Origin of the sequence: Helicobacter sp. (genome assembly GCF_022511165.1) — a bacterium.
Taxonomy (GTDB): domain Bacteria; phylum Campylobacterota; class Campylobacteria; order Campylobacterales; family Helicobacteraceae; genus Helicobacter_C.
This window is the reverse complement of the sequence record NZ_JAFLSB010000050.1, coordinates 1-10,500: the sequence shown is the minus strand read 5'-3', so window position 1 is coordinate 10,500 and position 10,500 is coordinate 1. Positions and strand designations below refer to the sequence as shown.

General features: G+C 37.3%; 9 protein-coding genes and 2 pseudogenes. 4 read left to right on the top strand and 7 right to left on the bottom strand.

Annotation, left to right across the window (positions count from 1 at the left end; genetic code table 11):
- The 5 genes and pseudogenes from J1E28_RS06880 to purD all read right to left on the bottom strand — a co-directional run.
- Nucleotides 1-449, bottom strand: a pseudogene (locus J1E28_RS06880) (polyribonucleotide nucleotidyltransferase); the annotation flags it as partial.
- On the bottom strand, nt 446-1,111 hold the full coding sequence (locus tag J1E28_RS06875; RefSeq protein ID WP_291028125.1) for a phosphoribosyltransferase family protein: 666 nt from the start codon (nt 1,109-1,111) through the stop codon (nt 446-448). The gene J1E28_RS06875 and the pseudogene J1E28_RS06880, both read right to left, overlap by 4 nt.
- 9 nt (nt 1,112-1,120) lie before the next feature.
- Nucleotides 1,121-3,238, bottom strand: coding sequence for an LPS assembly protein LptD (gene lptD, locus J1E28_RS06870; protein ID WP_291028123.1), 2,118 nt, complete (start codon nt 3,236-3,238; stop codon nt 1,121-1,123).
- A 74-nt stretch (nt 3,239-3,312) separates the two neighbouring features.
- Nucleotides 3,313-3,783, bottom strand: a complete 471-nt coding sequence (locus tag J1E28_RS06865) for an RDD family protein (RefSeq protein WP_291028121.1) — start codon at nt 3,781-3,783, stop codon at nt 3,313-3,315.
- The gene (gene purD, locus J1E28_RS06860) at nt 3,776-5,059 is read right to left on the bottom strand and encodes a phosphoribosylamine--glycine ligase (RefSeq protein WP_291028119.1); all 1,284 of its coding nucleotides are present in this window, start codon (nt 5,057-5,059) and stop codon (nt 3,776-3,778) included. The genes J1E28_RS06865 and purD overlap by 8 nt, the downstream gene beginning before the upstream one ends.
- Nucleotides 5,060-5,436: 377 nt before the next feature.
- Between purD and J1E28_RS06855 the strand changes: the two genes are divergently transcribed.
- From J1E28_RS06855 to J1E28_RS06845, 3 genes and pseudogenes are all read left to right on the top strand, one after another.
- Nucleotides 5,437-5,766 carry a hypothetical protein gene (locus tag J1E28_RS06855; RefSeq protein ID WP_291028114.1) on the top strand — a complete coding sequence of 110 codons (330 nt, stop codon included), beginning with the start codon at nt 5,437-5,439 and terminating at the stop codon, nt 5,764-5,766.
- The gene (locus tag J1E28_RS06850) at nt 5,729-6,073 is read left to right on the top strand and encodes a hypothetical protein (RefSeq protein WP_291028112.1); all 345 of its coding nucleotides are present in this window, start codon (nt 5,729-5,731) and stop codon (nt 6,071-6,073) included. Before J1E28_RS06855 ends, J1E28_RS06850 begins: the two co-directional genes overlap by 38 nt.
- Nucleotides 6,074-6,257: 184 nt before the next feature.
- Nucleotides 6,258-6,395 (top strand): annotated as a pseudogene (locus tag J1E28_RS06845) (ammonium transporter); the annotation flags it as partial.
- A 57-nt stretch (nt 6,396-6,452) separates the two neighbouring features.
- On the opposite strand, the gene metA reads toward J1E28_RS06845, so the two are convergent.
- Entirely contained in the window at nt 6,453-7,328 is an 876-nt protein-coding gene (metA, locus tag J1E28_RS06840) for a homoserine O-succinyltransferase (RefSeq protein ID WP_291028110.1), read from the bottom strand.
- Nucleotides 7,329-7,575: 247 nt separating this feature from the next.
- The gene (locus tag J1E28_RS06835) at nt 7,576-8,868 is read right to left on the bottom strand and encodes an aminotransferase class V-fold PLP-dependent enzyme (protein WP_291028108.1); all 1,293 of its coding nucleotides are present in this window, start codon (nt 8,866-8,868) and stop codon (nt 7,576-7,578) included.
- 268 nt (nt 8,869-9,136) lie between these two features.
- On the opposite strand from J1E28_RS06835, the gene J1E28_RS06830 reads away from it, so the two are divergent.
- Nucleotides 9,137-10,186 carry an AI-2E family transporter gene (locus J1E28_RS06830; RefSeq protein WP_291028106.1) on the top strand — a complete coding sequence of 350 codons (1,050 nt, stop codon included), beginning with the start codon at nt 9,137-9,139 and terminating at the stop codon, nt 10,184-10,186.
- Nucleotides 10,187-10,500 lie beyond the last annotated feature (314 nt).

The window sequence follows — 10,500 nt, the reverse complement described above, 5'->3', positions numbered from 1 at the left end:
ACAGCACTTTCACGCAAAGATTCTAGGGGTAAATCTGATACATAAAGCGCACTTGCAGCGGCATTAAGAGCATTAAGAGCTAAATCACTCTTGCCATCATAGCTTAGCACCATTACGATGATAGAGGTATTATATCCATAGCCCTTAGGGAAAAGGGGACGCAATGTGCGATCAATAAGCCTTGAGGTAAGAATCTCAAACTCGCTTGGCTTACCCTCACGTTTAATAAAACCAGAGGGAAACTTGCTCTTTGCATAAGATTTTTCGATATATTGCACACTTAAAGGCACAAAATCTTCGCTCACCACTTCATTTTCTTGTGTGCAAACACTTGCAAGAAGCACACTACCACCATTTTGATAAAGCACCGAACCATTTGCTGCTTTTGCGACATAATCAAAGCTGTATTGCTCCTGCAAATTCTCTAAGTCAATATGAATACGAGTCATTGGGCATCCTTTATTCTATCTTGATTGAGTATAGCTTCAAATTCATCATCGCTAAGTGGTGCAAGATAGGGAAAATAATGTGCTACAGAAACATAATAATCAAGAGGATAAGGGCAATATACCTCATCGCAAATCTCACTTAAAGACTTGTAAATATCTTTTGGCATAACAGGCGTAATAGCAGTCAAACTCCTTGCCTGCATATTCATACAAGTTTTTATGCCCACACTCATACGAAATCCTGTCTCCACACCCATATCAAAAAGTAGCACATCTTTTTCTTTTAAAGAGATAAGCTCCTTGCCTTGTCGCAATCGATAGCGATTAGGCAAGATTGACTCTTCATATTGACGCTTTGCTTCACCATAGACATAATCAAGAGTAATTTCAAAGGCATTGATGAGATTTTCATTAATCACAATCTCCATACTCTCGCTCACTATGGCAATAGAACATTCAGGGTTATTTGTGGCAGATATAGTTTGTGTAAAAAGAAAATCCATTGGCACTTTGAGTTTTTTAGCAAGCTCATACGCACATTCCACACTCTCTCGCCCAAGGGCTAATAAAACAACATTTTGCATTGGCAAGCTCTTCACATTTATCGCTTCAAGGACGACTTGCACAACACTCTCTGCATTTTCAAATACAATCTCTTTCACTTTTATCCTTTATTCTTTGAATCTATATGTCAAACCAGTATTCGCCAAAGGAACAAAGCGAAATTCAAGCTTTACATATTGATTAGTAATAGGCACAATATCGTTATCGGCGGTGAGTGTAGGAATCACATCTTGGGCAAATTTTAAGCCCACGCCAAAACATCGAATATCTTTAGAGATTGTAACATACCAATCCTTTAAATACCCTACACCCACATCATAGCCCACATTTGCCTCAAGGCGAAATAATCCAAAATCATATCCTACACTCCCCCGCGCAAAACCGGTATTCCCCGAAGAATACGAATCTGAATATGAATAAAGCAAAAGAGGGTCAAGCTTATAATAATAAGTGGCATTTGAGCTTAATCCCCATTTATTAAATGAAGCTTTAGTTGAAAATTCGCTGATACTCTCTCGCACATACGAAAAAAATACCGATGAACTAAGACTTAGCCCATCTATGGGTGAAAATCCAACTTCATTTTGCAAGACTTGATTTTTTGTAAGAAAGTTATCTTGGAGAAATAATCGCTGATATATACGCCAATAAAACAATTCCTTGCCACTTTTGCCATAAAAATATTGCGCAAATCTCAAATCCACCTTATGCTTGTTTTTAACCACATCAACAACATCATTTGGATTCCAATACAATGCCAAAAGATTAGCATCTAAACCTCTATCAAGCAGGGCATTATAGGCTTCATATCGCTCATCGGTTATTGCCCTTGAAGTATGCTTATACAATGCTCCGCTAAAAATTGCCTCAAAATGCAAGGAGTGAAAAAAATGCTTATAAGGACGCGCTAAGTCAGAATTAAGCGAGATATTATAGCCCCCCACAGCATAATTAATGCTATTTTCTAATGCCTCATTCTTTGCATCTCTTAGCTCTTGTGCATCTTGCAAAAAAATCGTAGTGCCATACATATCAAGATTTGCCCCTATACTGATATAGTCTTTTAAAAGTGGCGTGGCAATGCCTATGGGTAAAGAGATGCTATTTTGAATATATCCATAGCCCCTAGGACGCGTGATATTTTTGCTTTGTATATCAAGCGTATAGAGGAGATTTTTAAAAAATAAAGAATCTGTATAATGATGATAATGCAGATGTGGCAAAGCCTGAAAAGTATTTGCATTACTTGCTTGAGAGAGATCAAGATAGTATTTTAAATAAGTGCCAACATAGTTTTTATTTGTGTTTAAATAATAATTAATACGTGATTCATAAAGCCGTGTATCAAAAGTAGCATTGAGGCTTTTTAAGCGCATATATTCAATATCATTCATATAAGTAATATTTGCATAGAATCCATCGCTTACATCTTCGCTACGCGCAAAAATATGCTGTGTGTCGTAGTTAAAAGTGCCACCATAGATGTATTGATTCTTAAGATTGTTATCAAGCATATATTGATAAGTATTTTGAAAATATCGCATTTGCAAGAGAGCTACTCTATTTTCCCTATCAGCAAAAGCAAATCCTAGCTGACCACCATAACCACGTTGTGTGCGCACTTGCGGAGAAATCGTTATATCCCAACGATTAGAAGGCGCGATAAAAAGAGGCTGCATATACATAAAGCCTTGCTTATTGCTAAAAGACATTTCAGGCGAGAGTAAGCCACTTTTACGCACATTACCTGTGGGTGCAATAAAATAAGGCAAATAAAACACCGGCACAGCTCCAATATAAAAACGTGGATTCCACACACTCATATATTCTTTATTTGTATTGAATGTGCCAGAGCTGACATTGAGATGCCAAAATGGATAGGTAATATCACAGCCTGAAATCACGCCGCGTTTAAAGGTATAAATCCCCTCTTTTCCATTACCTTGCTTTGCCATTAGCCAAATACCCATTGTGCTTTGCAGATACAACGAAGAGAATTTAATCTGCTTATCCTGCATATTCATATTCACTTCTTCTACATCAAGATACAAAGTGCCACCCTGATAGATTTTCACCCCCCCTTGCAAATATACATCTTTGCTTTGGCGGTTATATATGATTTTATGCGCCACCATATACACATCATTATAGAGTAAAAACGCATTGCCCTCCGCAATCACCTCATCATCACGCGCACTCACATTATCAGCTGATAAATCAAACATATCCATCTTTTGCTCTGCATACGCGCTTATAGCAAAAAAAAGATAGCACAAAAATCCTAGAAAAAATCGCTTTTTCAATATGCTATTACCAAAGTTTTTGCGATTCTATCGTGTAATGTCCGCGCACAGCTATCACCAAAGCCAAATACATAAGTGATAAAAAGCAAGCTCTCACCTATATATTTACCACAGGCGCGAAGCAGGGCATATATAAAAGTAGGCTTATCAAATAAATCCACACTCACAACGCGCATTCTGCACAAAATCTTACCAATTGAGCCTCCACAATACCATACAAATAAAGTATCATAGCTCACTTTAAAAATCCACACCTGCCACACATAAGCCGTTATGAAGCTCCTAAACGCCTCATAGTCAAGTTTCCCATTTACATCACTCATTTGAGAGAGTGTATCAATATTGATAAGTGTAAAAATTAAAGAAAGTAAAAACACATCAATAATCCACGCCAAGGAACGCAACATTTTGTCGGCAAGCTTGAGATTCTCTCGCTCTAAATTATCTAAAATCTGTTCATTATCCATTCTTTAATGCCCTATGTGCAATATCATCGCGGAAGTGCATACCCTCAAAATGCACATTTTTGAGAATCTCATACGCATTATCTCGTGCTTGAGCCAAGCTTGAAGCAATCCCCACAGCCAAAAGCACACGCCCTCCACTTGCCAAAAGCTGCCCTTGCTCATCTACACTCACTCCAGCATACACGATATGCCCGAGATTCTCATTAAAATCTTTTATCGTAATAGGCACAGGTGCGCTTGAAGCATAAGGATAATCTTTTGAAGATGCCACAACTGCCACAGCATATTGATTTTTGAGCTTGTATTGAAGCTCTTTTACCCTCCCTTCAACACAATGCAAAAGAATATCAAGCAAAGGTGTATCAAGCATAGGCATCAGCACTTCACATTCAGGGTCGCCAAAGCGGACATTAAATTCTAAAAGATAAGGTTCAAGCTCATTATTTTTTTCTATTATCATAATGCCCCCAAATAGCACCCCCTCAAATGGATTGCCATTTTTGCGCATAAGCTCAAGTGTGGGCGCAATAATACGCGTCTTTATTTTATTCATCAAAACCTCATCGCACAAAGGAGTAGGCGTATAAGCCCCCATACCTCCGGTATTTACTCCCTTATCCCCACTTAAAAGTCGTTTGTGATCTTGACACGCAGGGAGCATTACAAAATCCACTCCATCACAAAGCGCAAACACAGAAAGCTCATAGCCATCTAAAAATTCTTCCACAACCACGCATTTTCCAGCTGCACCAAAACTTGCTCCACTTAGCATATCACGCACACTTTTTTTTGCCTCATCATAGCTTTGAGCGATAATCACGCCCTTACCCCCACACAAACCATCAGCTTTTACCACAATAGGTGGAGTAAGTGTATCAATAAAAGCACTCAAAGTATCAAAATCGCTTGATTGCACATAACGCGCAGTTGGAATCTTTGCCTTAGAAGCAAAGTCTTTCATATATGCCTTGCTTAACTCTAAAGCTGCAGCGGCTTTAGAGGGGGCAAAAACGCGCACATTATGCGTGCGTAAATCATCGCTTAAACCCTCTCCTAACGGCGCTTCTGGTCCTATAATCACAAATGTAATATGATATTTGGTAATAGATTCTAAAATATCTTGTGTATTTTTGTAGGGGAGATTCTTGCCAAGCTTAGAGGTTGCCCCATTACCGGGAGCAAAATATAATGCCTCTATACGAGTATCTGCCTTTAATGCCAAGCCTATGGCATATTCTCGCCCCCCATTGCCAATAATCAAAATCCGCTCTTGCATAATAATCCTTAACCTCACAAACCCCCAAATGAGCGTTACCCCAAGTGCGTAGCCTAAAAAAGCCACAAATAGAGCTAAGAGAATCTCATTAGGCGGCAAATCCTAACCGCTTCAAACGGCTCAAGCAGAAACACCGACACACAGAAATCACTACGATTAACCCAAATAATTCTTATTAACAGACTAGCGATAGTAAGGAAAGGCGCATCATTCAGGTTAAAAACATTATAACAGATGAGATTTAATATCCTTAAAAAGCTTACGCGTAGCAAGAGCTTAAATATGATATAATCACCTTTGCCTCAATGATAAATCCATAATTAAGGAAAAATAGAATACAGCAACCCACACAGGAATATACTTTCACACTCAAAAGTATGCTTAAATTTGAGCTTATAAGCCTCTATGGGCGCATATTTTTACAATCACGCAAACCAAATTTTAAAAGCCACAAAAAAAATGTATCTCAATCTCGGCTGTGGGCTGAACTTTCAGCAAGTAACGGGGGGCATAACATAATCAATGCCGACTTTTTCTCTCATCTTAAACCCTATAAAACTTACTCCATCCCACAACCCCAATGGCAACTTGATATGCGCTATCCATTTCAATGCCCCAATAATGTCTTTGATGGTATATTTTGTGAGCATACTTTGGAACATTTCTCTATTGATGATGTATCTAAAGATTCTAAAAGAAATATATAGAATCTTAAAGCCAAAAGGCACTTTGCGCCTAAGTGTGCCTCATCTTGCCCTTTGTGTTGAAAGATACCTCCAAGAAAAGCAAATAGAGACTAAAAAAGCACTTGCAAGCGAACATATTAGAAAACTCACGCAAGAGTATCTGCACCTTAGCGTATGGGATTATGAACGTTTAGAATATGAATTAACACGCGCAGGTTTTGAGCATATAGAATGTGCAGAATATGGCAAGGGACGCGATACCCTGCTTATTTTTGACTTAAAGCAAAGAGCGCACGAATCTTTATATGTCGAAGCAAGTAAAAAATAAAAGTAATTAAAGCTTACTGCCTATTTTCATCTTGCCTCCTAATATGGCTATACATATACCCTCAAGATAAAAAGCAGTAAAGATTCAATGCTTCAAACAAAACCTAAAAAATTAATTTAATCTTTATTAAGTATAAATTAATTATAATACAAACGCGTTTAACTTCAATGTGTAGAGGCGTAGAATGAATGCTGTTAATTCAAGTTTTATTATGCTTTGCTCTCTTTTGGTTTTGTTAATGACACCAGCATTAGCGATGTTTTATTCGGGTATGGTAAAAAGCAAAAATACACTTAATACCATAATGAATTTGTATTACATAAATTGTATTGCCTTAAAGCTTAATCATTCTCAAAATAATAATGCTTATTTTTAGCCTTTATAACACATAAGGGCTGCTTTGATACACATCGTAATTAAGCCAATTTGAAAAGATTGTATTTGCATTTGAGCGCCAAGAATACTCAATCTCGCCTTTTTCGTCAAAATAATTTTTTGGAATTTCTACTTTTCCGCCATCTCGCTCATACTCAAGCTTTAAGGTTTCCTTAAAATACTCCAAATGCCCTAAAATATAAATATCTTGCTTATCTCTTAACATTGAAATTCCTGCTTCATCATTTTCAAGCAAAATTTTTAGCTCTTTATGCTTTAAAATTTCAGCTTCATCGATATGAGAGTGCCGAGAATGGGGCATCAAAACCTTTTCATTGAGATTTGTAAGAATAAGGTCTTGATTTTTAATTTTGTGAGGAAAAACCCCAAAACATTTTTTATCCAAAGCAAATTTTTTAATCCCATAAAAATGATACAATGCCCCCATTGCACCCCAACAAAGATACATTGTGCTTGTAACATTGCTACGCAAAAAATCAAAAATTTGCTTTAGCTCCTCCCAATACTTTACTTCTTCAAAATCTATAAGCTCAACAGGAGCGCCTGTAACAATCGCTCCATCAAATTTTTTGTTTTTTATCTCTTGGATACCTTGATAAAACTTCTCCATATGTGTAAGAGGCGTATTTTTGCCTACATAGCTTTGTGTTGTGATAAAGCAAATGTGAATCTGCAAGGGGGAATTTGCTAAAAGCGAAAGAAGTTGATTTTCAGTTTCAATTTTTGTGGGCATAAGATTGAGGATTAAAATTTCTAAAGTCCTTATATCTTGGGAATTTGCTCTTTGCGTATCCATCACAAAAACGCTATTTTTGAGTATGTCAAAGGCTGGAATATCCTTTGGAATGACAAGGGGCATTGTTTCTCCTTTTCTCTATACGCTTTTAGATATACTCATCTATTGAGATATGCGTTAAAGCAACCCTCTTTAAAGCTAGAAATTCTAGGCTAAATCTATCACTTTTATCTATATTGATAGGAAACTTTGTTGTAATTTATTCTACAAGTTTTTAAAAATCCACATCATCATTTTAAAATATTTTTAGGTTGCTCTAAACTCCAATCACTTTGGCATTATGCTAAAAGCTCCCATTTTGCAAATAACTCTAAGATTCAATGGCTTGTTTTAAGTCATTAATCAAATCTTGTGCAGATTCTAAGCCTATGCTTAGCCGCACCGTGCAAGGTGTAATCCCTGCGCTTTTAAGCTCTTCTTGGCTAAGTTGAGAATGTGTGGTGCTTGCAGGGTGGATAATGAGTGATTTGCTATCGCCAATATTTACTACCACTGCGAAAATCTTTGTGCTGTTACAGATTTTTTGCGCCGCCTCAAAACTCTCTACCTCAAAGCTAATAAGCCCCGAACTCTGCGCATCAACATAATATTTTTTAAGCAATGTATAATAAGGATTGCTTGGCAAAGACGGATAAGCAACACTTGTAACCTTTGGGTGGGATTCTAAAAACTGCGCCACTTTTAAGGCATTTTGACTATGTTTTTTAATACGCAATTCTAAAGTCTCTAATCCCTGTAATAAAAGCCACGCAGAATGCGGAGAGAGGGTTGCACCGATATTTCGTAGCCACTCTGTGATGAGGCGAATGCTAAAATTAGGCAGAGGGAGGCTTGCGTAAATAAGCCCGTGATAGCTTGGATCTGGGGTATTAAACGCAGGATAGCGCGGATTATCTTTAATTAGCTCATTTAAGCCATTTCGTTCAATAATCGCCCCGCCGAGTGTATTCCCTTGCCCATTAACATATTTGCTTAAAGAATGCACCACAATATCCACCCCAAAATCAAAAGGCTTATGCAAGAATGCCGTAGCCACTGTGTTATCACAAATGCTAATAATCTTATGCTTTTTTGCAATAGCTGTGATTACCTCTGTATCAGCGATTGAGATTTGAGGATTTGAGAGACTTTCAAAGAAAATCGCCTTTGTTTTGCTGTCTATGGCTTTTTCAAGCGTATCCTCAATATTATCAATATCAAAAATACGCGCCTCTATGCCAAATCGCTTCAAAGTATGCACAAAAAGCGTTTGTGTGCCGCCATAGATTTTATTTGAATACACGATATTATCGCCATTTTGAGCGGCATTAACAATCGCATAAAAAATTGCTGCGCTCCCAGATGAAGTAGGCACACCAAATACACCCCCTTCAACTGCAGCAAGTCGCGCCCCAAGCACATCTGTGGTGGGATTTGTAAGACGCGTATAAATATTGCCAAGTTCTTTTAGCCCAAATCTCGCCGCTGCTTGAGCTAAACTCTCAAAACTATAAGCGGTATTTTGATAAATAGGCACACTGATTGTGCGCTGACTATCATAGGTATAACCTGCGTGAAGTGCAAGAGTATCTTGTGCAAACTGATTATGTGGTAAATTTGCCATTTTGAATCCTTTTGTATATAAATTCATTGGCATATTACCACAAAAATATAAGATTACAATATGTATTTCAAAATTTATGTATAAAAATGACAAAATGTTACTTTTTTACAAATATTTTAAAATACATATTGTATTTTCACTTTTTTGTCAATGATATAATAAGGTGCAAATCCCCTATCAAGGCGCAAACTCTCGCCACTTTAGAATGCTATTAGGATTCAAAAAGTAGAATCTTAAGCTTAAAGATTCAAAAAATGAAGGAAATTTGGTGAGAGCAATTACATTTTTTTGGCTTGTATTTGGCGTGAGTGCGTATGCGATGTATTATGTCTATGCAGAATATTTAATGGATATACTGATTGCTCTGCTTATTTCTATTGCCACTTTTGGCTTATACAACACTCTCTCAAAATACATCAAATATCCTATTGTGAGCGCACTCATTAGCGTTTCTCTCTTAGTGCTTTTACTCGTTGTGCCTTTATTTTTCTTGATTAAAAGCATCATTGCCTCCGCCACTGAACTCTCACTCAATCCCACCGCCCTTAGTGATTTTATAGATGGGAGCAAAATACAGATTCTTGCACTTTTTCAATCCTTTCCAGATATTCAAACAAAGCTTGAGGGTGTGTTTGCTGATATTTCTGCTTCCTCTATCATTGGCTATGTTTTTAGCTTTAGCTCACAACTTGGCAAATCAAGCCTAGGATTTATGATAGATACCGGTTTTATTATTGTATTTTTATTTTTCTATTTTCTCTATGGCAACCAAGCCTATAATTACATCATCGAGCTTATTCCTTTTGAAAATGCACAAATTACACTTGTGCTTAATGAAGTAACAAATACAATTAAAGTTGTCTTTTACACCTCATTGCTTAATATCGCTTTGCAAGGATTTGCCTTTGGCGTGATGATTGTATTTTTTGGCTATGATGGGGCATTTTTTGGTATGCTCTATGGACTTTCCTCCATTGTCCCTATTGTTGGAGGCTCTCTTGTATGGCTACCTCTTGCCGGATATGAATTTTACTTAGGACATACCCAAAATGCTATTATTATCGCTGTATATGCACTTGTAGTGTGTGCCGTGCTTATTGATAATATCATTAAACCGATTTTAATTGGTTTTATCAACAAAAAAGTGCTTAAAACTTCAGTGCGCATTAATGAACTGCTCATTTTCTTTGCAATTCTAGCAGGGCTGACAAGCTTAGGTTTTTGGGGGATTATCATCGCCCCAGCACTCACCGCGCTTTTTATCTCACTTTTGCGTATTTATCGCAATCAAACTTTCAAAGAGCCGCTTAAGCCTTAATTACAACGCAAGAACTCATCACAATATCTCCTTAAACAAAAGTCGCTATTAGAAGCAGGAGATAGAATCTAGAATCCTTTGCAAACTATGTATAGATTCAGCAATAAAGTATATCTTTATTGCCATACAAATAAAATCGCGTGAAACGCAAACCTTAAAAAGCGTCGTAGGGGGCGAGGTGTATATCACCGAGCGATATATAAGGGGGAGTGAAGCGTATATCGCTGAACACACTCTCGCATTTGTGCAAAGCATTAATCCATACTTGTAAATTTAAGCCCCTCCCCTTGCAAAAAAGGATTCTAGAATCTAAA